General features: G+C 68.0%; 21 protein-coding genes. 15 read left to right on the top strand and 6 right to left on the bottom strand.

From position 1 onward, the window contains the following. The first annotated feature begins 99 nt into the window (after positions 1–99). The 10 genes from JYG37_RS22605 (at position 100) to JYG37_RS22560 (ending at position 11,917) form a co-directional block, all read left to right on the top strand. The gene (locus tag JYG37_RS22605; RefSeq protein ID WP_124555969.1) at positions 100–828 is read left to right on the top strand and encodes a helix-turn-helix transcriptional regulator; all 729 of its coding nucleotides are present in this window, start codon (positions 100–102) and stop codon (positions 826–828) included. A gap of 150 nt (positions 829–978) precedes the next feature. Further along, positions 979–2,481: an aldehyde dehydrogenase family protein gene (locus JYG37_RS22600; protein ID WP_050017440.1), complete on the top strand. Its 1,503-nt coding sequence runs from the start codon at positions 979–981 to the stop codon at positions 2,479–2,481. A gap of 52 nt (positions 2,482–2,533) precedes the next feature. Next, positions 2,534–3,874: an aspartate aminotransferase family protein gene (locus JYG37_RS22595; protein ID WP_124592955.1), complete on the top strand. Its 1,341-nt coding sequence runs from the start codon at positions 2,534–2,536 to the stop codon at positions 3,872–3,874. Between the two features lie 238 nt (positions 3,875–4,112). Then, the gene (locus JYG37_RS22590) at positions 4,113–5,615 is read left to right on the top strand and encodes an APC family permease (protein WP_089489526.1); all 1,503 of its coding nucleotides are present in this window, start codon (positions 4,113–4,115) and stop codon (positions 5,613–5,615) included. Then, a complete protein-coding gene (locus tag JYG37_RS22585; RefSeq protein WP_213346460.1) occupies positions 5,612–6,211 on the top strand; it encodes a DUF3156 family protein in 600 nt (199 codons plus the stop codon). The genes JYG37_RS22590 and JYG37_RS22585 overlap by 4 nt, the downstream gene beginning before the upstream one ends. Before the next feature lie 70 nt (positions 6,212–6,281). Beyond that, positions 6,282–7,220: a helix-turn-helix domain-containing protein gene (locus tag JYG37_RS22580; RefSeq protein WP_050017444.1), complete on the top strand. Its 939-nt coding sequence runs from the start codon at positions 6,282–6,284 to the stop codon at positions 7,218–7,220. Between the two features lie 169 nt (positions 7,221–7,389). Further along, complete coding sequence (locus JYG37_RS22575; protein ID WP_213346458.1) at positions 7,390–8,598, top strand: porin; 1,209 nt, start codon at positions 7,390–7,392, stop codon at positions 8,596–8,598. Between the two features lie 313 nt (positions 8,599–8,911). Then, the gene (locus JYG37_RS22570; RefSeq protein WP_089489524.1) at positions 8,912–10,150 is read left to right on the top strand and encodes an ABC transporter substrate-binding protein; all 1,239 of its coding nucleotides are present in this window, start codon (positions 8,912–8,914) and stop codon (positions 10,148–10,150) included. Between the two features lie 40 nt (positions 10,151–10,190). Beyond that, a complete protein-coding gene (locus JYG37_RS22565; RefSeq protein WP_089489523.1) occupies positions 10,191–11,060 on the top strand; it encodes a carbohydrate ABC transporter permease in 870 nt (289 codons plus the stop codon). Further along, positions 11,057–11,917 (top strand): carbohydrate ABC transporter permease, encoded by an 861-nt coding sequence (locus JYG37_RS22560; RefSeq protein ID WP_124630721.1) that lies wholly within the window; start codon positions 11,057–11,059, stop codon positions 11,915–11,917. Before JYG37_RS22565 ends, JYG37_RS22560 begins: the two co-directional genes overlap by 4 nt. 32 nt (positions 11,918–11,949) lie before the next feature. Here the strand turns inward: JYG37_RS22560 and JYG37_RS22555 are convergent, their stop codons facing one another. After that, positions 11,950–12,972 carry a LacI family DNA-binding transcriptional regulator gene (locus tag JYG37_RS22555; RefSeq protein WP_213346456.1) on the bottom strand — a complete coding sequence of 341 codons (1,023 nt, stop codon included), beginning with the start codon at positions 12,970–12,972 and terminating at the stop codon, positions 11,950–11,952. A gap of 6 nt (positions 12,973–12,978) precedes the next feature. Between JYG37_RS22555 and JYG37_RS22550 the strand changes: the two genes are divergently transcribed. Then, on the top strand, positions 12,979–13,899 hold the full coding sequence (locus JYG37_RS22550) for a phosphatidylinositol-specific phospholipase C (RefSeq protein ID WP_213346455.1): 921 nt from the start codon (positions 12,979–12,981) through the stop codon (positions 13,897–13,899). A gap of 21 nt (positions 13,900–13,920) precedes the next feature. On the opposite strand, the gene JYG37_RS22545 is transcribed toward JYG37_RS22550, so the two are convergent. Continuing rightward, entirely contained in the window at positions 13,921–14,532 is a 612-nt protein-coding gene (locus tag JYG37_RS22545) for a LysE family translocator (RefSeq protein ID WP_050017450.1), read from the bottom strand. A gap of 102 nt (positions 14,533–14,634) precedes the next feature. Here JYG37_RS22545 and JYG37_RS22540 point away from each other — a divergent pair, with 102 nt between their 5' ends. Beyond that, positions 14,635–15,162: a GNAT family N-acetyltransferase gene (locus JYG37_RS22540; RefSeq protein WP_050017451.1), complete on the top strand. Its 528-nt coding sequence runs from the start codon at positions 14,635–14,637 to the stop codon at positions 15,160–15,162. Positions 15,163–15,180: 18 nt separating this feature from the next. Here the strand turns inward: JYG37_RS22540 and JYG37_RS22535 are convergent, their stop codons facing one another. Next, entirely contained in the window at positions 15,181–16,242 is a 1,062-nt protein-coding gene (locus tag JYG37_RS22535) for an alkene reductase (protein ID WP_089489521.1), read from the bottom strand. An 81-nt stretch (positions 16,243–16,323) separates the two neighbouring features. Next, a complete protein-coding gene (locus JYG37_RS22530; RefSeq protein WP_050017453.1) occupies positions 16,324–16,632 on the bottom strand; it encodes an ArsR/SmtB family transcription factor in 309 nt (102 codons plus the stop codon). Between the two features lie 350 nt (positions 16,633–16,982). On the opposite strand from JYG37_RS22530, the gene JYG37_RS22525 reads away from it, so the two are divergent. Continuing rightward, positions 16,983–18,152, top strand: coding sequence for an alpha/beta hydrolase (locus JYG37_RS22525; RefSeq protein WP_213346453.1), 1,170 nt, complete (start codon positions 16,983–16,985; stop codon positions 18,150–18,152). Positions 18,153–18,305: 153 nt separating this feature from the next. Here JYG37_RS22525 and JYG37_RS22520 read toward each other — a convergent pair whose 3' ends face one another. Beyond that, the gene (locus JYG37_RS22520) at positions 18,306–18,647 is read right to left on the bottom strand and encodes a cupredoxin domain-containing protein (RefSeq protein WP_050017455.1); all 342 of its coding nucleotides are present in this window, start codon (positions 18,645–18,647) and stop codon (positions 18,306–18,308) included. 19 nt (positions 18,648–18,666) lie between these two features. Continuing rightward, a complete protein-coding gene (locus JYG37_RS22515; protein WP_124555958.1) occupies positions 18,667–19,611 on the bottom strand; it encodes a metallophosphoesterase family protein in 945 nt (314 codons plus the stop codon). A gap of 254 nt (positions 19,612–19,865) precedes the next feature. Between JYG37_RS22515 and JYG37_RS22510 the strand changes: the two genes are divergently transcribed. Together JYG37_RS22510 and JYG37_RS22505 are read left to right on the top strand one after the other, a co-directional pair. After that, positions 19,866–20,051 (top strand): hypothetical protein, encoded by a 186-nt coding sequence (locus JYG37_RS22510; RefSeq protein ID WP_050017457.1) that lies wholly within the window; start codon positions 19,866–19,868, stop codon positions 20,049–20,051. An 85-nt stretch (positions 20,052–20,136) separates the two neighbouring features. Beyond that, positions 20,137–21,891 carry an ABC transporter permease gene (locus JYG37_RS22505; RefSeq protein ID WP_089489517.1) on the top strand — a complete coding sequence of 585 codons (1,755 nt, stop codon included), beginning with the start codon at positions 20,137–20,139 and terminating at the stop codon, positions 21,889–21,891. The last annotated feature ends 2 nt before the right edge of the window (positions 21,892–21,893 follow it).

Raw genomic sequence — 21,893 nt, 5'->3', positions numbered from 1 at the left:
CCGGGACGAATTGCCGATTTGTGCTCACCGGCGCTTTTCGGCGTCGGTACGCTGGCCCGGACGTCGAGATTCGATGCATTCGCGCGCCAGCCGATTCCCATGCCTACCTTGTCCGCCCCCACCGACCACGCTCCCGCCGATTGGCGACGCGCGCTGCGCGCATGCGTGGACGCGTTCGACGCGTTCGCGAGCCCGTCGGCGATCGTGTTCTACCGGCTCGACCAGAGCGGCGAGCCGGCCGATTTCGAGCTGTTCGGGATGCCGGAATCGATGCACCGCACCTATATTGCCCGCTACCGGATGCTCGATCCGCTGCATCCGTCGCGCTGCGCGGCGGGCGAATGCGCGGTCGTCACGCTCGCGTCCCAACTGCCCGACGAACGACGCGCTGCGTCCGCGTACTGGACCCGTTTTCTGCGGCGGCACGACGTGGCCGACGTCGTCGAGATCTGGCTGCGGGACGCGGGCCGGACGGTCGGCGCGTTCTCGCTGCTGCGCTTCGGCATCGGCGATGCGAACGGCAACGGCACCGCACGACGGTTCGCGCCCGGCGAGATCGACGCGCTCGCGCGGCTGCAGCCGGTCGCTGAAGCCGCGCTGAGCCCGCTGCTGCGTGCACGGCGCGGGATTCATCAGATCGCCTGCGAGGAGCGGCTTACCTACCGAGAGGAACAAATCGCGCGGCTCGTGCGCGACGGCCGCTCGAACAAGGAGATCGCGCGCGATCTCGCGCTCGGGCCGCCGACGATCAAGACGCACCTGATGCGGATGTACCGCAAGCTCGGCGTGTCGAATCGCACGGAGCTGGTCGGGGCGTTGTTCCTGTAATCGGGATCGCGCGGCACGCTGCGCGATCGTCTTGTCGATCACGCGCTGCCAATTTGCGCTCACCGGGCGTGAATCCTCGTCGATACAGTGGTCCGACACCTGCGTGCCTCAACGGCCCGCGGTCCAGCCACGACAATCAACGAGACGCCCATGAGCAACACGAACTTCGTCGCCGTCAGCGACACCGTGCGCACCTTCGTTGCGCGCGACTTCGGCCTCTTCATCGACGGTGCCATGCAGCCCGCGCACGCGGCTGCCCGGCTCGACGTGTACGACCCCGCCACGGGCGAGCGGCTCGCGACCGTCGCCGATGCAGATGAACACGACGTCGACCGCGCGGTCGCCAGCGCGAAACACGCGTTCGACGCGCGCGTGTGGAGCGGGCTGCGGCCGGCCGACCGCGAACGCATCCTGCTGAAACTCGCGGACCTGATCGAAGCCGACGCCGAAACGCTCGCGCAACTCGAAACACTGAACCAGGGCAAGTCGATTCACGTGTCGCGCGCGGTCGAAGTCGGCGCGAGCGTCGAATACGTGCGCTACATGGCCGGCTGGGCGACCAAGATCACCGGCCAGACGCTCGACGTGTCGATCCCGTTCCCGCCCGGCGCGCGCTATACGGCCTATACGCGCAAGGAGCCCGTCGGCGTGGTCGCCGCGATCGTGCCGTGGAATTTCCCGCTGATGATCGCGGTGTGGAAGCTGATTCCCGCGCTCGCGGCCGGCTGCACGATCGTGCTGAAGCCGTCGCCGGAAACGCCGCTCACCGCGCTGCGGCTCGCCGAACTGGCCCGCGAAGCCGGCGTGCCGCCCGGCGTGTTCAACGTGGTCACGGGCGGGCGCGTCTGCGGTTCGGCGCTCGCGAGCCACCCGTCGATCGCGAAGATCTCGTTCACGGGGTCGACCGCGACCGGTAAGCTGGTTGGCGCGGCGGCCGTGCAGAACATGACGCGCTTCTCGCTCGAACTCGGCGGCAAGAATCCGATCGTGATGCTCGACGACGTCGACGTCGCGCAGGCGCTCGATGGCGTCGCCGCCGGCGCGTTCTTCAACCAGGGGCAGGTGTGCGCGGCCGCGTCCCGCATCTATGTGCATCGCAGCAAGTTCGCGCAACTCGCGGACGGGCTCGCCGGCGTCGCGCAGTCGATGAAGCTCGGTGCGGGCCTCGATACGACCGCGCAGATCAATCCGCTGGTATCCGCGCACCATCGCGACAAGGTCGTCCAGCATATCGAGGGCGCGCGCCGGGCGGGCCTCACGTTCCTCGCGGGCGGCACGCCGGCCGACGATTTGCCCGGCTACTACGTGAAGCCGGCCGTGATCGCCGATCCGCACCCGGACAGCGCGATCGTCCACGACGAGGTGTTCGGCCCGGTGATCGTCGTCGTGCCGTTCGACGACGCGGCCGATGCGATACGCCTCGCGAATGCGTCGCCGTACGGCCTCGCCGCGAGCATCTGGAGCAACGACCTGACACGCGTGATGAACCTCGTGCCGCGGATCGAGGCCGGCACCGTGTGGGTGAACTGCCATATCCCGCTCGATCCGTCGATGCCGTTCGGCGGCTACAAGCAATCGGGCATCGGCCGCGAATTCGGCCAGTACGCGATCGAAGGCTTCACCGAAACCAAATCCGTCTGCATCGCGCATTGACGCGCGGGCCCATCCAAAAACCGCAAAAACCGATCCGACAGTGGAGATTGCAATGAGCTACAACGAAGCGAAATTCTGGCATCCGATGCTGCACCCGAACGAAATGAAACAGCGCAAGCCGATCCGCATCGTGCGCGGCGACGGCTGCTACGTGTTCGACGAACAGGGGCGCAAGCTCGTCGACGGCGTCGCGGGCCTGTGGAACGTGAACGTCGGCCACAACCGCCAGGAAGTGAAGGACGCGATCGTGCGTCAGCTCGACGAGCTCGAATACTTCCAGCTGTTCGACGGCATTTCGCATCCGCGTGCGGAGGAGCTGTCGAAGAAGGTGATCGACATGCTCGAACCGGAAGGGATGCGCCGCGTGCTGTACAGCTCGGGCGGGTCGGACTCGATCGAGACCGCGCTGAAGATCGCGCGCCAGTACTGGAAGGTGCGCGGCCAGGCCGATCGCACGAAGTTCATCTCGCTGAAGCAGGGGTATCACGGCACGCATTTCGGCGGCGCGTCGGTGAACGGCAATACGGTGTTCCGCCGCAACTACGAGCCGAACCTGCCCGGCTGCTTCCACGTCGAGACGCCGTGGCTGTACCGCAACCCGTTCACGCAGGACCCGGAGGAACTCGGCCGGATCTGCGCGGAAATGCTCGAACGCGAGATCCAGTTCCAGAGCCCGGACACCGTCGCCGCGTTCATCGCGGAACCGATCCAGGGCGCAGGCGGCGTGATCGTGCCGCCGGCCAATTACTGGCCGCTGGTGCGCGAGGTGTGCGACCGCTACGGCGTGCTGCTGATCGCCGACGAAGTCGTGACGGGCTTCGGCCGCAGCGGCAGTCTGTTCGGCAGTCGCGGCTGGGGCGTGCGCCCGGACATCATGTGTCTCGCGAAGGGGATTTCGTCGGGCTACGTGCCGCTCGGCGCGACGGTCGTGAACGCGCGGATCGAGGACGCGTTTGCCGCGAATGCCGATTTCGGCGGCGCGATCATGCACGGCTACACGTACGCCGGCCACCCGGTCGCATGCGCGGCCGCGATCGCGAGCCTCGACATCGTCGTGAAGGAAGACCTGCCGGCGAATGCGGCGAAGCAGGGCGCGTATCTGCTCGAAGCGCTGCAGTCGTTCGCGGAACGCTTCGCGGCGGTCGGCGAGGTGCGCGGCAAGGGGCTGATGCTCGCGCTCGATCTCGTCGCGAACAAGGACACGCGCGAGCCGATCGATCCGCTGTCGGGCTATGCGAATGCGGTCGCGGAAGTCGCGCGCGAGAACGGCGTGCTGGTGCGCCCGGTCGGCACGAAGATCATCCTGTCGCCGCCGCTCGTGATCCAGCGCGAACAGCTCGACCGGATCGTCGACGCGCTCGCGGCCGGCTTCGAGGCCGTGCCGTTCGCGTGACGGCGTGAGCGCATGGCGGCCAGCCCGCGGCGGCGGGTAAACGCCAGCGCGGGTTTGCCGATTTGCGCTATGACCGGATTATTTTGCCTGCGTATTTTTTCGACATCGGATCACGCCGTGATCGACGAGGGGCCCCGGGAATCGACGCGCTGAAGCACCGCCCGGGGCCGACCGCACAGCATCTGGCCCCGGCCGCCGACGAAGCGCCGGTTCGGGCCAACCCACGAAGGAGACAACGATGTCGGGATGGTCGGGAATGACCGGCGCCGCGGGCGATACGTCCGCCGGCTCGCCGGCTGAAGCAGGCGGCGGCGCCGCATTGAAGGCCGGGGCGGTCGGTTTTCCGACCGCGCTGGCGAGCGCGGTCGGGCTCATCATGGCGAGCCCGGTGATCCTCACCGCGACGTCGGGCTTCGGGATGGGCGGCTGGGCGTTCGCGGTCGCGATGATCATCGCGTTCGTGATGATGCAGGCGCAGGCCACCACGTTCTCCGAAGCCGCCGCGATGCTGCCGACGGCCGGCTCGGTTTACGATTACCTGTCGTGCGGGCTCGGCCGCTTCTGGGCGATCACCGGCACGATTTCCGCGTATTTCCTCGTGCACGTGTTCGCCGGCACCGCGGAGACGATCCTGAGCGGGATCATGGCGCTCGTGAACTTCGAATCGCTGAACGCCGCGTTCGAGAAGCACAACAGTTCGTGGCTCGTCGGCGTCGGCCTCGTGGTCACGTTCGCGATCACCAACATCATCGGCATCAAGGTGTTCAGCAAGCTCGAGATCGTGCTGACGGCCGGCATGTGGCTGTCGCTGATGATCTTCGGGATCCTCGGGCTCGCGGCCGCGCCGGCCGTGCATCTCGACGGCTGGTTCGGCGGGTCGGAAGTCGGCACGTCGATCCCGGCCGTGCTGTCGCTGGTCGGGATGGCGATGTTCATGTTCGTCGGCTGCGAGTTCGTCACGCCGCTCGCGCCGGAAATGAAGGCGCCGGGCCGCACGATCCCGCGCGCGATGGCGCTCGGCCTCGTCGGCGTCGCGATCTGCATGTTCCTGTACGGCGCGGCGATCCGCCGCCAGGTCCCGAACGTGCCGGTGAGCCCCGACGGCCTCACGCATTTGCTCGACACGCCGGGCGCGATTCCCGCGTTCGCGCTGCAGGTGCTCGGGCCGTTCGGGCGGATCTGGTTCGGCATCGCGTTCCTGTGCGCGGGCGCCGCGACGATCAACACGCTGATGGCCGGGCTGCCGCGCATCCTGTACGGGATGGCGATCGACGGCGCGCTGCCGCGCTGCTTCGCGTACCTGCATCCGCGTTTCAAGACGCCGGTGGTCGGTATCGTCGCGTCGGCGATCGTGCCGATCTTCCATGCGTGGCTGATCAACGGCAATCTCGACAGCATCCTGCATCTCGTGCTCGCCGCGACCTGCGCATGGGGCACCGCGTACCTGCTCGTCACCGCGTCGGTCGTGATGCTGCGCATCCGCCGGCCGGACTTGCCGCGGCCGTACCGTTCGCCGCTGTTCCCGCTGCCGCAGATCGTGTCGAGCGTCGGGATCGTGCTCGCGATCTGGTACATCACGCCGCCCGGCATGAACGCGCGCGACATCTACGTGCCGTTCGGCGCGATGCTGGGGCTCACCGCGCTGTACGCGCTGTTCTGGACGCTCGTCGTGCAGCGCCGGCATCCGTTCAGGCCGGTGCCGGTCGAGGACGTGCTGCGCAACGAGCACGTCGCATCGTGAAGGCCGCGCTCGCCCGGTGGCGCGCGGTGCCCGATGCGCCGCCGCCTGGCCATCGGCCCGGCGTGATCGCCGCGCGCGTGCTCGCCGATCTGCGGGCCGTGCGCGATGCCGGTGGTGCCGGGGGTGGAGTCGGCGGCGTCACGGCGCGGCTGCCGAACGGCGTGCGCGTCAGCATCGACGAGCGCGTCGAGCGCCAGTTCCTGATGCATACGGTCAGCGTGAAGGTGACGGCGGCCGCCCGAGGCCCGGCCGCGCACGGCAGCGCGCGCGTGCGGCAGACCGGCTGGCTGCGCTGCACGGGCATCGATGCCGCGCCCATGTCCGGATGCGACCCCGTATTCATCGACACGCTGGCCGCGCTGCTTGCCGAGCCGTCGCTGGCCGACGCGCTGCGGCCGCTGCACTTCACCGACTGCGCGATCGACGCGCGCGACGGCCGCTGGACGCTCGCGATCGTGCCGTTCGGCGGCAGCGAGGTCGTGAACCGGATGCCGTCGTTTCGCCGCTATGTCAGGCTGATCGACGCGCAGGCCGCCGCGCTGTTGGGGGCCTGTCTTGCATTCGAAACCGCACTACGCAGGAATTTGCGAGGGTAAGCTGTGGCGATACGTGCCGTGCGAACCCGGCGGCCGCATCCAGCACCCCAGGGTTTTACCGGAGACGCCGATGCTGTTCCAGTCCCGCTCACACGAAGACGTGCACGATCACGGGCTCGCGATCGCGGGCTGGCATCAGGTCTACCGTCAGATGACGCCGGGCCGCTTCAAGGGCACCGTCACGCAGGTGCTGTACGACGATTTCCACTTCTTCCGCGAGACGACCAACCGGCGCGTCGCGCAAACCGGGCTCGCGCCGGTCGGGCGCACGTCGCTCGCGGTGCCGCTGTCCGTGCCGCTCGCGGGTACGTTCCAGGGCCAGCCCGTCGACGGCTATGCGCTGCTCGCGCTGCGCGCCGGCGAGGATTTCGAGTTCCACACGCCGGAAGGGATGGGGCTCGTCGGGATCAGTGCGGCGTCCGACATGATCGACGAGCTGTGCGAAGCCGAATTCGGCGCGGCCGCCGCGCGCAGGCTGCGGCACGTGACGCGGCTGTCCGACGCGCAGGGCGTCGCGCTCGGCGTGCGGCTGTCGGCGCTGATCGACGATGCGCAGCGCAACCCGGGCTGCCTCGAATATGCGGCGACCCGCAAGATGTTTCGCGACGCGATGCTCGGCATGTTCCTCGACGCGCTCGAACAGGGCATCGGCGTCGAGCGTCGCGACATCACGCATGCGACCTACAGCGATATCGTGAGCCGCTGCGAGAAGCATCTGCGCGAGCGGCCCGAAGAACCCGTCACCGTGCTCGAACTGTGCCGTGCGCTGCGCTGCAGCCGCCGCACGCTGCAAACGAGCTTCCAGCGCGTGGCCGACGTCACGCCGGTCGGCTACCTGCGCACGATCCGGCTGAACGCGGTGCGTCGCCTGCTGCGCACGACGCCGGTGCAGCAGCTCGGCGTCGGCGAAGCCGCCGCGAGCTGGGGTTTCACGCATCTCGGCTATTTCGCGCGCGAGTATCGCGACCTGTTCGGCGAGTTGCCTTCCCAGACGACGCGTCCCGCATGACGTACGCGCATTGTGACGGCACCCCCCCGGGCGCCGTCGCGAGCCGCACCCTCCACCATTTGCTGATTTGGGATAGAGGTCCGGAATTTTCGCTGGATAAAGTCCTGCCACCCATATCGACAACACCATCGGTTGGCACTGCGAATCGATGACCATTGAGGGGCGGGACATGAAGAACGGACGACGACTGACCGCAGCCGCGGCCATGCTGGGTTGCATGCACGCACACGCGCAAACCTCCGGCAGCGTGACGCTGTACGGCACCGTGGATACCGGCATCATCTATTCGACGAACCAGCAGTTCACGCGCGCCGACGGCAGCACGGGCGGCGGCCATGCATGGCAGATGGGCGGCGGCAACCTCGTGCCGTCCCGCTTTGGCTTCCAGGGCGCCGAGCCGCTCGGCGGCGGGCTCAGCGCGGTGTTCTCGCTCGAGCAGCAGTTTCTGTCCGCGAACGGGCAGGCGCTGCAAGGCGGCACGGCGTTCAGCCGGCAGGCATGGGTCGGGCTGCGCCAGGATTCGATCGGCACGCTCGGCCTCGGCCGGCAATACGACTCGTACACCGACATGCTCGGCGCGTATGTGTCGAGCAACAACTGGGCGACGCCGTACGGCTCGCATCTCGGCGACGTCGACAACCTGAATGCCGCATTCAACTTCAACAACGCGGTGAAGTTCACCAGCGCCGATTTCAACGGGCTGACGTTCGGCGGCACGTTCAGCTTCGGCGGGCAGGCCGGCGATTTTTCCGCGAAGCGCGGCTACGCGGTGGCCGCGACGTACACGCGTGCGCCGGTGGCGTTCTCGGTCGGCTACCTCGACCTGCATCAACCGCTCGACGCGGCGCTCGGCGGCGCGAGCGGCTATATCGGCGATTTCGCGTGCAGCAACCCGGGCGCGATGTATTGCCTGCTGCAGGATGCGGGCTCGATGCGCGCGTTCGGCGCGGGCGGGTCGGTCACGTTCGGCGCGGCGACGGTCGCGCTGACCTATACGCATACGCGTCTCGGCGACAGCCGCTATTTCTCGACCGCCGCGCAGCCGCGCACGCACGCGTTCACGTTCGACGTCGGCGAGCTGAACGTCACGTACATGTTCACGCCGGCGCTGCAAGGCGGCGTCGCGTACATCTTCAACGCCGCGCACACGGACGGGCGCGGCACGACGCGCTTCCACCAACTGAACGTCGGCACGAACTACAGCCTGTCGAAGCGCACCGCGCTGTATGCGGTCGCGATCGGCCAGATCGCGAGCGGCACGGGGCTCGGCACCGACGCGGCGGGCAACGCGGCGAACTATGCGCAGATTCCGGTGCTCGCGAACAGCAATTCGAGCCGGCAACTGGCGGTGATGGGGGGGATTCGTGTGAACTTTTGATGCTGGATGCGGCTGGCGGCGGCACGTCGGTCGCGTGCCGCCGCACGACCCTCACGCGCATGGTCCGGCGCCGGTCGATTGCTGGAAAGCGATGCTTGAAAAAAACCGTCCGTATGCTTGACTGAATGGACCCGGATTGACGGAACGCGCGCGTCAGGTCGCCCGGCTTTGCGCGTTGCCACAATACCTTCACGGTATGCGTGAACAATGGCGACGCTTCACGCGACCCGACGTGTCGCCGGCGTTGCACACGTGTGCAACGCATGACCGTTCCGCTCCATACCCGCTCCATACGCCGATCGAGAGAGACCACATGACCCTGCTGAGCCGCCTGCGCGCGCTGTCCGCCGCCGTTGCGCTGTCCTTCGCCGCCACGCACGCTTTCGCGGCGGATCTCGTCATCGCGGGCCGCGACGACATCTACGGCAAGGGGCTCGCCGACGCCGTCGCCGGTTTCACCAAGCTGCATCCGGGCACCGAGATCGAGCTGCTCAAGCTGCCGAACGCGAACCTGTACCAGAAGCTGAAGCTGTCGATGCGCGAAGGCACCGGCGCGTACGACCTCGTGATGATGGACGATACGTGGGCGCCCGAATTTATCGGCAACGGCTGGCTGAAGCCGCTGCCCGCATCGCTCGCCGATGCCGATCTCGTGCCGTCCGCCGTCGCGCTCGGCCGCAATGCGGCCGGCGCGCTGTACGCGCTGCCGATCGTCGGCAACGTCGAGATGTTCGCGTATCGCAAGGACCTGCTCGCGAAGTACAAGCTGCAGCCGCCGCGCAACTGGGACGACGTGCTGAAGATCGCACAGACCGTCGGCGGCGCGGACAAGAGCGTGTCGGGCGTCGTGTTCCGCGGCACGAAGGGCAACCCGGTCGTCACGGGCTTCCTGCCGATCCTGTGGGCATACGGCGGCGACGTGTTCGACCGTGCCGGCAACGTGACGATCGATTCGCGCGAAGCGCAGGCCGCGCTGAAGACGTTCCTCGCGCTGAAGGCGTTCGCGCCGAAGGACGTCGACGTGTACGGCGCGGCCGAAGTGCGCGACGCGCTGCAACGCGGCACGGCCGCGCAGTCGATCGAGGTATGGCCCGCGTGGGTGCCGGCGCTCGACGACGCGAAGCAGTCGCGCGTGGTCGGGCAGATCGCGCTGCAGCCGCCGCCGGGGCAGACCGCGGGCCCGGCCCCGATGCTCGGCATCTGGCAGATGGGTATTCCGAAGGACGCGCCGCACGCGAAGCTCGCGCAGGACTTCCTCGCTTACCTGACCGCACGCGATACGCAGACGCGCCTCGCCGGCATCGGCATTCCGCCGACCCGCCGCAGCGTGTTCAACGATCCGGCGCTGGTGCGCCAGTATCGCTGGTATCCCGATCAACTGAAGGCGCTCGAGGCCGGCCGTGCGCGGCCGCGCGTGACGGATTGGCAGCAGGTCGAGAGCATTCTCGGCGACCAGTTGCAGCTCGCGCTGACGGGGCAGGCCGCGCCCGACGCCGCGCTGCGCCAGGCGCAGCAGAAGATCGCGCAGGCGACGGCCGCGGCCGGCAAGTGACCGCGCGCGTCAACGTCGACCCGACGACCGGAGGCCGCGGATGAAAGCGTTCGGTCGCAGCCTGCCGATCGTCGCGCTGCTCGGGCCCGCGCTGCTGGTGCTCGCCGCGCTGGCGTTGTATCCGGTCGCGCAGGTACTGTTCGACTCGTTCTGCCGGGTCGATTACTCGGCCGGCCGCCGCGCGTTCGTGGGGCTCGCGAACTATCGCGCGGTGCTCGGCGACGACGCGTTTACCGCCGGCTTCGGCAACACGCTGCGCTTCACGATCGTTGCGTCGCTCGCCGAAGTCGCGCTCGGCTTCGGCCTCGCGCTGCTGTTCGTGCGCGCGTTTCCCGGGCGGCGCATCGCGCTGCCGCTCGCGATCCTGCCGATGATGCTGTCCACGCTCGTGTGCTCGGCGATCTGGCGCAACTGGCTGAACTTCGACGGCTTCCTGAACGCGCTGCTCGCGGCGTTCGGCATCGAAGGCGTGCGCTGGCTGTCCGATCCGCATCTCGCGCTGTGGTCGCTCGCGCTCGTCGACGTGTGGCAGTGGACGCCGATGGCGTTCCTGATCGTGCTGGCCGGGCTGCAGTCGATCCCGCAGGAACTGTACGAAGCCGCGCGCACCGACGGCGCGAGCGAGTGGCAGTGCCTGCGCGACGTCACGCTGCCGCTCGCGGCGCCGCAGATCGGCCTCGCGCTGCTGCTGCGCTCGATCGACACGTTCAAGCTGTTCGACAAGGTCTATGCGCTGACGGGCGGCGGCCCCGGCAATGCGACGCAGACGCTGTCGACCTATATCTACGACACGGGCTTCCGTTTCTTCAACGTCGGGCCGGCGAGCGCCGCGTCGGTGCTGATGCTCGCGGCGTCCGCGCTGCTGGTCTCGGGGTACGTATGGCAGACGGTTCGCAAGCGGCGCGCATGACGACACGATCGGCGGGCATCCCGCGCGCACGAGCGAGCGCCGCATTCGGTCACGCGACGCCGTGGACGCTGCGCGTCCTCGCGCTCGCGCTGTTGCTGCTGCCGTGCCTGTGGATGGCCGGCGCGGCCTTCATGCCGACGCTCGAACGTTTCGATCATCCGTTGCGGATCTGGCCGGCCGCGCCGACCTTCTCGCATTTTGCGTCGGTGTGGTCGAACGGCATCGGCGCGCCGCTGTTCAATTCGCTGCTGGTCGGCTTCGGCACGACGCTGCTCGCGCTGGCGCTCGCGTTTCCGGCCGCGTATGCGCTCGTGCGGCTGCGGTTTCCGGCGCGGCTCGACCTGCTGTTCCTGATGCTCGTGCTGGCGTTGAAGCTGATGCCACCGATCACGATCGCGGTGCCGCTATTCGCGCTCGCGAAGCGGCTGCACCTGCTCGATTCGACGCTCGGCCTGATGCTCGCGTACCAGATCTACGCATTGCCGATGGCGATCTGGATGCTGCTCGCGTTCGTGCGCGACGTGCCGATCGAATACGAGGAAGCGGCGTGCATCGACGGCGCGGGGCTCGCGCGGCGGCTCGTGCAGATCGTGCTGCCGCTGTGCGCGCCGGGGCTGATCGCGACCGCGATCTTCGTGTTCATCGCGGCGTGGAACGAATTCCTGATCGCGCTGCTGTTCGTGTCGACGCCGAGCCGCTTCACGCTGCCGCTCGCGATTGCCGGCTATGTGACGGAGAACGGCATCGACTGGGGCGACCTGATGAGCGCGGGGCTGATGGCGTCGCTGCCGACGCTGGCCGTGGCCGGTTATGTGCAGCGCTACCTGTTGCGCGGGTTCGCGGGCGGGTTGAAGTGACGCGTGGCGTGGCCGCGCGCGTTCGTGCGTCGTCACGCGCAGCTGTCGCGCACCACCTGCGTGACCGGCACGACACATGTGCGCGACGGCCCGTCGAACGCCTGCATCCGGTCGGCGAGCAGGTCGATCGCCGCGTGCGCGAGGCCGCGCGTGTCCTGCCGCAGCGTCGTCAGCCGATACGCATCGTATTCGGCGGCGGGGATATCGTCGAAGCCGATCACGCGCAGGTCGTCCGGCACGCGCAAGCCGAATTCGCGGCGCGCGACGTCGATCACGCCGAGCGCAAGCAGGTCGGACGAGCAGAACACGCCGTCGGGCCGCTCGCCGGTCGCGAACAGTTGCCGCGTGGCGTCGATTCCGCAGGCGTGGGTGTCGGACGGCGTGTCGAGCACGCATACGAGCGTCGCGTCGGACGCGTCGCCTCGCCCGAGCGCCTGCTCGAACGCCGCGGCGCGCGACCGGGCGCTGTAGCTCGTGCCGCGCGGCCCGACGAACGCGAGGCGGCGCGCGCCGGCCTGCATGAGCCGCTGCGCGGCGTGGGTGGCGCCCGCCGCGTTGTCGCTGACGACCACATCCGCGCCCAGCAGGTTCGCTTCGCGGTTGATCATCACGACCGGAATCCGGTGTTCGAGATACTGCTGCGCGACCGACAGCGGCGGCGATGCGGACGTCATCACGAGGCCCGCGATCCGGTAGCTGAGCAATTGCTCGAGCGATTGCCGGACCTGGCGCGGATCTTCCGCATTGGTCACGAGCGGCGTGAGCGCGCGCTGCCCGAGCGCGGCCATCAGGTCCGACAGCAGCCGCGCGCGAAACGGGTTCTCGAACCCGGCCGTCACGACGCCGATCATGCTGCTGCGCTGCGTGATCATGTCGCGCGCGATCAGGTTGACCTGGTAGCCCAGCGCACGCGCGGCGACCATCACGCGTTCGCGCGTTTGCGGCGCGATGCTTGCCGTCGGCGAGAACGCGCGCGACACTGCCGAGCGCGAGACGCCGGCCCGCGCCGCGACATCCGACGCCGTTACCCATGGTTTTCTTTCCTTGTCATTCATCGATTCATGATCCCTTCGCGCCACGATACGCGCATGCCGCCTGCCGACTGGATGTCCGCGCTCGACGACGCGCGGCCGCTGCATACGCTGACCCTACCGGGCAGCCATGACACCTGTGCGTATACGGTCGACGATTCGCTGGTGCGCACGCAGCGTGCGCCGCTCGATGCGCAGCTCGCGCATGGCGTGCGGCTGCTCGACATCCGCTGCCGGCACGTGCGCGATGCGTTCGACATCCATCACGGCGGCATCGCGCTCGGCATGACGTTCGACGACGTGCTGGCAAGCTGCACGCGCTTTCTCGATGCGCATCCGCGCGAATGCATCGTGATGTCGGTGAAGGACGAGTGGCCCGCGCATGCGTGCACGCGCAGTTTCGATGCGACGTTCGATGCGCATCGCGCGCGGCACCCGCGGCTGCGCTGGCATGCCGGCGGCACGCTGCCCGCGCTCGGCGACGTGCGCGGCGCGATCGTGCTGTTGCGGCGTTTCCGCAGCGGCCGGCCGCTCGGCATCGACCTGACCGCATGGCCCGACAACGCGACGTTCACGATCGATCATCCGGACGGCGCGTTCGTGATCCAGGACGAGTATCGCGTGCCGGTGGCCGCGTCGATCGCGTGGAAGTGGCGCGCGATCGACGCGCTGCTGACGCATCTGCCGCTGCCGGACAGCGGCCGCTGGGCGCTCAATTTTTGCAGCGGAACGGGGATGGGCGCGAATCCGTCGGTGGTCGCACACGGCGATGGCCGCGTGCAGGGCATTCATGCGCGGCTCGCCGAGCGCTTGCGCGAGCAGCCCGGCCCGTACGGCGCGATGCTGCTCGATTTCTGCGATGACGACGACTGGGCGCTGGTGCGTGCGCTGATCGAATGCAACGATCACACGCCGCAGCGGGGCGTGTGGCGCAAGGCGTTTCGCTGTTAGCGGCCGGCGCGTCGCCGGCGACTACCGCGTCGCGATCGCGACTGCCGCACCGGCCATCGCGGTCGCGCTCGTGCGGTTCGCGATCCGCTTCGCGCGCGCCGACGTCAGGAAGGCCCGTGCCCGGGACGCGAGCAGCGACCAGAAGCAGTCGGCCAGGATCAACACCGCGAGCATCGTCCCGACCAGTTCGGCCCATGCGGCGACGCCGACGTGCGTGAGGTCGACGATGGTCGGCAGCAGCGCGAGATAGAAGATCATGATTTTCGGATTGCCGAGCGTGACCAGCATCCCCGCGACGAACATGCGCCACGGCGACTGGCCGCGCGGCAGGTCGTCCGCGCCCGTGCCGGTCGGCGCGGTCCACATCTTCCACGCGAGGAACAGCAGGTACGCGACGCCGAGCAGCTTCAGCACGATCAGGCCGGTCGCGAACGTGTGCGCGAACGCGGACAGCCCCGCGACCGCGAGCGTGAGCCACAGCGCCTCGCCGAGCCACATGGCCGCGAGGAACGGCAGCACGTCGCGCACGCCGTTCGTCAGCACGCGCGCGACGAGCGCGGCGACGCTCGGGCCGGGCGTGCCGGCGGTGACGAGCAGGGCGAAGGCGAAGACGGCGAGTGCGGACAGCGTCATGACGGACCTCGTGGATCGGGCGTTCGAAATCGTTCGAAACGATACGTATGAAGTTTCGATTATAGTGACGGCCGTTCCAGACTGCCTGCCTGAAATGCCGTCATGCCTGCCTCGATCCTGATTCGCCCCGCCACGCGGGAAGACGCGGCCGCGATGGCCGCCGTGGAAGTCGCCGCCGCGCAGCGGTTTCGCGAGATCGGCATGGCCGACATCGCCGATGCCGAGCCGACCGATGCGGCCGCCGTGCTCGAGCGGATCGACGACGGTCGCGCGTACGTCGCGGTCGGTCCGCAACGCACGTGCGTGGGATTCGCGTTCTATCGGCTGCTCGATGCGCGGCGGCTGTATCTGGAGGAACTGGATGTCGCGCCGTCGCATGCCGGGCAGCGGATCGGCGCGCGTCTCATCGAGCAGGTGATCGCGCGCGCGGCGCGGCAGCACGTCGAGCAGGTGGTGCTGTCGACGTTTCGCGATGCGCCGTGGAATGCGCCGTACTACGCGCGTCTCGGGTTCCGGATCATCGACGATGCGGCGCTCGACGACGCGCTGCGCGCGATCCGCGCGCACCACGTCGCGCTCGGCCTCGACGAAACGCGGCGCGTGTTCATGCGTGCGGACGTGCCCGCCTGAACCCGCGCCGTTCCACCGTCAGGCCGCGTCGCTCAGCGCCGGGTAGTCGGTGTAGCCCGTTTCGCCTTCCGCGTAGAACGTCTCCGGCACCGGCTGGTTGAGCGGCGCGCCGATTTCGAGGCGGCGCGGCAGGTCCGGGTTCGCGATGAACAGCTTGCCCCAGGCGATCGCGTCGGCGCTGCCGTTCGCGAGCGCGGCCTGCGCGGTGTCGAGCGTGAACTGCTCGTTCGCGATCAGCGGGCCGCCGAACGCTTCCTTCAGGCGCGGGCTCAACTGGTCGCCCGAATACGATTCACGCGTGAAGATGAACGCGATCTTGCGGCGGCCGAGTTCGCGCGCGACATAACCGAACGTTGCCGCCGGATCGGAATCGCCCATCGTATGCGCGTCGCCGCGCGGGGCGAGGTGCACGCCGACCCGGCCGGCGCCCCACACGTCGATCGCCGCGTCGACCACTTCGAGCAGCAGGCGCGCGCGATGCTCGATCGGGCCGCCGTATGCGTCGGTGCGGCGATTGGTGCTGTCCTGCAGGAACTGGTCGAGCAGGTAGCCGTTCGCGCCGTGGATCTCCACGCCGTCGAAGCCCGCCGCCTTCGCGTTCTCGGCGCCCTTGCGGTACGCGGCGACGATGCCCGGAATTTCGTCGAGTTCGAGTGCACGCGGCGTCACGAACGGACGCGGCGGACGCACGAGGCTCACGGTGCCGCCCGCGGCGATCGCGCTCGGTGCGACCGGCAGGTCGCCGTTCAGGAACATCGGATCGGAGATCCGGCCGACGTGCCAGAGTTGCAGCACGATGCGCCCGCCGGCCGCGTGCACGGCCTGCGTGATCTGCTTCCAGCCTTCGACCTGCTCGTCGGACCAGATGCCCGGCGTGTCGGCATAGCCGACGCCTTGCGGCGTGACCGACGTCGCTTCGGTAATGATCAGGCCGGCCGATGCGCGCTCGGCGTAGTAGCGCGCCATCAGCGCGTTCGGCACGCGCGCCGCGCCCGCACGGGAGCGGGTGAGCGGCGCCATCACGATGCGGTTCGGCAGGGTCAGGTCGCCGAGCGTAATGGGATCGAACAACGTGGGCATGGCAGATAACCTCTTCACGAAAGGCGGGGAAGCGTGCGCGTCGTGCGCGACGGCGCCCCGGATGGCCGGTTCGGCCGTTGGCTAGAGTTCGCGGCGCAGGGCGTCGTGAAATGCGTCGATGACGGCCTCGTTGCGACGGAAGAACGCCCACTGGCCGATCCGCGTCGACGTCACGAGCCCCGCGCGCTGCAGCGTCGCGAGGTGCGCGGAGACGGTCGACTGCGACAGCCCGCAGCGCGCGTCGATCTGGCCCGCGCAGACGCCGTGTTCGTACGGCAGCGTCTGCTGCGGAAAATGCTCGCCGGGCGTTTTCAGCCAGACGAGGATCTCCCGGCGCACGGGGTTCGAGAGCGCTTTCAGGATCGCGTCGATGTCGAGTTCGGTCGGCATGGAAAGGTGGGCGTTTCGATCGGGCAAACAAGTATCGTCGATGGGCGAATCTTATATCGTATTTTGACGATATGTTTGAAAGCACTGTCGGCAATGGGGTTGATAGGGAATCGTAATCTTGGGGTCGCATGGGCCGCGCCGTGAACCGCTCTCGATGAACTCGCTCGTTTTAGTTCGTCTTGTCGGCAATCTCATACCGCCGCGCGCGAGCCGCTCCGGCCAACGGTGCATCGACGCGGAACGCGGTGCGCAACCGGCCGGCTGATCGGTTGTTCGCAACGGCCCGGCGGCGCGCGACGGATTCTGCGACCATCGCCGTTCAAGTCATATCTGCCTCCCGAGCCGCCGCCATGTCCGTCCTTTCCGTCGCGTTTGCCAGTCTCCGACGCTCGTGTGCGCTGCCGGCCGCGCGCGCCTTGTCATACGCCGTCCCGCTCGCGGTCGCCTGCGCCGCCGCCGGCACGCTGGCCGGCGCGCTGCAGGCCGAAGCCGCCACGCCCACGCAGCGCGAACGTCTCGAAGCGCCGGTCAAGGCCGTCGCCGACCAGCGCATGGTCGTCGATACGCCGCAGGGCAGCGCGATGCTGCCGGTCTACGCCGATCATCCGCTCGACCGGGCCGCGCCCGACGTCACGCGCGTGTTCATCGTGATTCACGGCACGCTGCGTAATGCCGACGCGTACTACGCATCGGGGCGCACAGTCGTCGAAAAGGCCGGTGCGGCGGGCGCGGGCACGATGATCGTCGCGCCGCAATTCCTGACACGCGCCGACGTGCGCGCGTTTTCGCTACCCGCATCGACGCTGGCGTGGACGCAGGAAGGATGGAAGGGCGGCGAACCCGCGCGCCAGCCGGGTCCGATCAGTTCCTTCTCGGCGCTCGACGCGTTGCTCGCGCATTTCGCCGACCGCGGCCTGTACCCGTCGTTGTCGACGGTCGTCTTGATTGGCCACTCTGCCGGCGCGCAGTTGCTGCAGCGTTATGCGGTCGCAGGGCGCGAAGGGGACGCGCTCGCGCGTACCGGCATTGCGGTGCGCTATGTGGTCGCGAACCCGTCGAGTTACCTGTATTTCGACGACGCGCGACCGAATGCCGATGCACTTGCCGGTGGCGTATGCCCGCGCGCGACCGAATGGAAGTACGGGCTGAAGTCGGCGCCGCCTTACGTTGCGTCGCAGGACGTGCGCGATCTCGAAACGCGCTACGTCGCGCGTCATGTCGTGTACCTGCTCGGGCAGGCCGACACGAATCCCTATACGCATTTCATCGACCGTTCATGCGCGGCGATGGCGCAGGGGCCGTACCGGCTGGCGCGCGGGCTCGCCTATTTCGATTACCTGAAAAAGCGGCATCCGGGCGATCTCGCGCAGCAGGTCGTCGAAGTGCCGGGTGTCGGGCATGACGGTCTCGGCATGTTCACGTCCGCGTGCGGGCTGGCCGTGCTGTTCGGGCACGCATTGCCGCAGTCGTGTCCGGTCGTCGCGGGCACCGCGCCGGACTTGCGCGCGGCGGGGCAGTGAGCCTGCATGCAGGGCCCGCCCGCGACGAACATCGATCGACCGGAAAATGCGGGAATCGTGGGCCGCTCCGTGTGGGTCGCGGGCGAAGGGGACGACGGTCGTTGGAGGCGGCAGCCGCCCGTCGTTCGCCCGCGCGCTTCGTGGCGAGCCGCGTCATTCGACGGTGATCGTCTCCTTCATATACGGATGAATTCCGCAGAACACCTTGTAGACGCCCGGCTTGTCGAATCGGAACGAATACGTCTCGTCCTGGTCGAGCGCCTTCGAATGGAAGATGCCGGCGTCGTTGACGACGGTATGCGGCTCCGCGTCGAGGTTCTTCCACGTGATCGTCGTGCCGGCCTTGATCGTGGTCGACATCGGCGAGAACATGAAATTGCGGATTGTCACGAGCGGGCCGTTCGGGCCCTGCGCGAACGCGGCCAGCGGCGTACCGGCAGCCGCGCCGAACAGCATCAGCACGGCGATGATTGGAGATGGCTTGAAGCGGATCATGTCGGTCTCCTTATTTTTGTCACGCGAGCGTCGCATCGTGCAGCGACGACGCGACCGGATGGCCGGCGAACTCGACGGTCGTCACGCCGAGCATCGACGGCAGCCGGTCGTGCGGCACCGTGAGCGGCACGGGGCCCGGCCCGTTGCCGGCCGTCGGCTGCGGGAACGCGGTCGAGCGGGCGGTATGGAACGTCACGTTGCCCTCGACCTTCGACACGATCTGATGGATGTGCCCGTTCAGCACGGTGACCGAGCCGAAGCGGCGCAGCAGCGCCATCGTCTGCGGCGCGTCGCCGGTGCCCCAGCCCCATGGTTCGTAGATGGTCCACATCGGCATGTGCGAGAACACGACGATCGGCGTGCTCGACGAGCGGCCTCTCAGGTCCTGCGCGAGCCACGCGAGCTGTTCGTCGCCGAAGCTGCCGAGCCCGTTCGGCTTGAAGTGCATCACGTTGACGAGCCCGATGAAGTGCACGCCCGCGTGATCGAAGCTGTAATAGCCGCGGTTGTCCGACGCCTTGCCGAACCGGCCGAAATATTCGGCGCCCGAACCGTCGGTGACGTCGTGCTCGCCGGGCACCGTGTGCAGTTCCGGCACGCGCAGCGCGGACAGCAACTGCGACGCGTGGTCGAATTCCTCGGGCTTGGACAGATGCGTGATGTCGCCGGTGTGGATCGCCAGCGCGGGCAGCGCAGGCATCCCGTTGACGAGATCGATCGTCTGCTTCAGCGTGGCCGACACGTCGGGATTCGCGTCCTTGTTGAAACCGATGTGCGTATCGCTGATCTGCACGAACAGCGGCCGCCCCGCGTCGGCCGGGCGCGCGTCGCCGGTCTGCGCGAGCGCGAGGTCGAACGGCGTGAGGATGCCGCCCGACAGCGTAAACAGCGTGCCGAGGCCGCCGAAGGCCATGCATTGCAAGGCCTTGCGGCGCGACGGGCGGGTGGGGGTCGATGAAGACATGTAAGCCTCGCATTCGTGTGACGAAACCGGACGGCCGGATCGTCCTGGAATAAGCCGGCGCCTTCGCATGCGATACCGGCGAAGCGGCGGATTTATTCCCGCGCGTTGCGAGATCGAATCCCCGTGCGCGCGGCCGACGGCGCGATGCGCGACGCCCGCCGGATGACCCGTCAATGTCCTGTAAGTGACATGTCACATTTGCGTCACGGCCGCCCGATAGCCTCCCACTCCGAATACCCTCTCCGGAGCCCTTCATGCCGAACCTCGCGGCAACGGAAACGGGCGGTGCGGTCGGTCATCGCATGCGCCCCGCCAGCTTCGCGCTGTTTTCTTCGATCATTGCCGGCGGCATCGTCGATGCCGGCACTCATCTCGCCGTCGATCTACGCTTCGTCAAGGAAGGCTCGGCGCTGCCGTTCGCACTGCACGGGCTGTCCTGATTCGCCCCGCGGCTGCGAGCGGGCTGCGCGGCATGCGTCCGGACCCATCGATTTTTAATTCAACACAAGACACAAGACGCTACCGATGGATATCCGTTTCTTCGATCCGAATCGCACCGCCAACGCGTCGGCGTGGCGCGTGCTGCCCAATCGCTGGGACGCGGTCGCGTTTCCGTTGATCATCGGCATGCTCGCGATGGCGATCGTCGGCTTTCACGAGACGATGGCGCCGATCGGCGTGCTGCAGACGCAGAAGATCTCGCTCGATCCGTCGAACCTGCCTGAATACGCGTTGCGCACCACGCTGCGGATGCTCGCCGCGATGGTCGCGTCGCTCGCGTTCACGCTCGTCTACGGCACGCTCGCCGCGAAAAGCCGCCGCGCGGGCATGGTGCTGATCCCGATCCTCGACATCCTGCAGTCGGTGCCGGTGCTCGGCTACATCTCGTTTACGGTCACGTTCTTCCTCGCGCTGTTTCCGGGTCGCGTGCTCGGTGCGGAGCTGGCCGCGATCTTCGCGATCTTCACGAGCCAGGCATGGAACATGACGTTCAGCTTCTATCAATCGCTGCGCACGGTGCCGCGCGACCTGAGCGAAGTGTCGCGCGGCTTTCATCTGACGTCGTGGCAGCGCTTCTGGAAGCTCGAAGTGCCGTTCTCGATGCCGGGCCTGATCTGGAACATGATGATGTCGATGTCGGGCGGCTGGTTCTTCGTCGTCGCGTCGGAGGCGATCACGGTCGGCAACCAGACGATCACGCTGCCGGGCATCGGCGCGTATCTCGCGCAGGCGATCTCCGACAAGAATCTCGGCGCGGTCGGCTGGGTGATCGTCGCGATGTCGGTCGTGATCCTTGCCTACGACCAGTTCCTGTTCCGCCCGCTCGTCGCGTGGGCCGACAAGTTCCGGATGGAGAACACCGCGTCGGGCGATGCGCCGCAGTCGTGGCTGCTCGACATGATGCGCCGCACGCATCTGATCCATCAGTTGCTCGTGCCGGCCGGCTGGCTGCTGTCGCAGGCCGCGCGGATTCCGCTGCGCGTGCCGTCGCTAGCGGGCACGCGCGCTCGCGGCGCATCGGCACGCCGTTCGTCGCGCATCGGCGACATCGTGTGGGCCGCGTTCGTGATCCTGCTGACGGCATACGTCGCATGGCGCGTCGTCAGCTTCGTCGCGACTGGCGTGACGATGGCCGAAGTCGGCCACGTGCTCGTGCTCGGGCTCATCACGCTGCTGCGCGTGCTGGTGCTGATCGCGATCGCATCGGTGATCTGGGTGCCGCTCGGCGTGCTGATCGGGCTGCGCCCGAAGCTGGCCGAGAAGATCCAGCCGCTCGCGCAGTTCCTCGCCGCGTTCCCGGCGAACCTGCTGTTTCCGGTGTTCGTGATCGTCATCGTCCATTTCCACCTGAACGCGGACATCTGGCTGTCGCCGCTGATCGTGCTCGGCACGCAGTGGTACATCCTGTTCAACGTGATCGCGGGCGCGATGTCCTATCCGAACGATTACAAGGAAGCGACGAAGAATTTCCGCATCCGCGGCTGGCAGTGGTGGCGCCAGGCGATGCTGCCCGGCATCTTCCCGTACTACGTGACGGGCGCGATCACCGCGTCGGGCGGTGCGTGGAACGCGAGCATCGTGTCGGAGTTCGTGCAGTGGGGCGACACGAAGGTCGTCGCGCACGGCCTCGGCGCGTATATCGCGCAGACCACCGCCGCCGGGGATTTCCCGAAGATCATCCTGGGCATCGCCGTGATGTCCCTGTTCGTTACCTTGTTCAACCGCCTGCTGTGGCGTCCGATGTACGCCTATGCGGAATCCCGGCTCCGTCTCGATTGAGA

Source organism: Burkholderia sp. LAS2, from assembly GCF_018417615.1.
Lineage (GTDB): Bacteria > Pseudomonadota > Gammaproteobacteria > Burkholderiales > Burkholderiaceae > Burkholderia > Burkholderia sola.
This window is presented reverse-complemented; position numbering and strand designations above follow the sequence as displayed.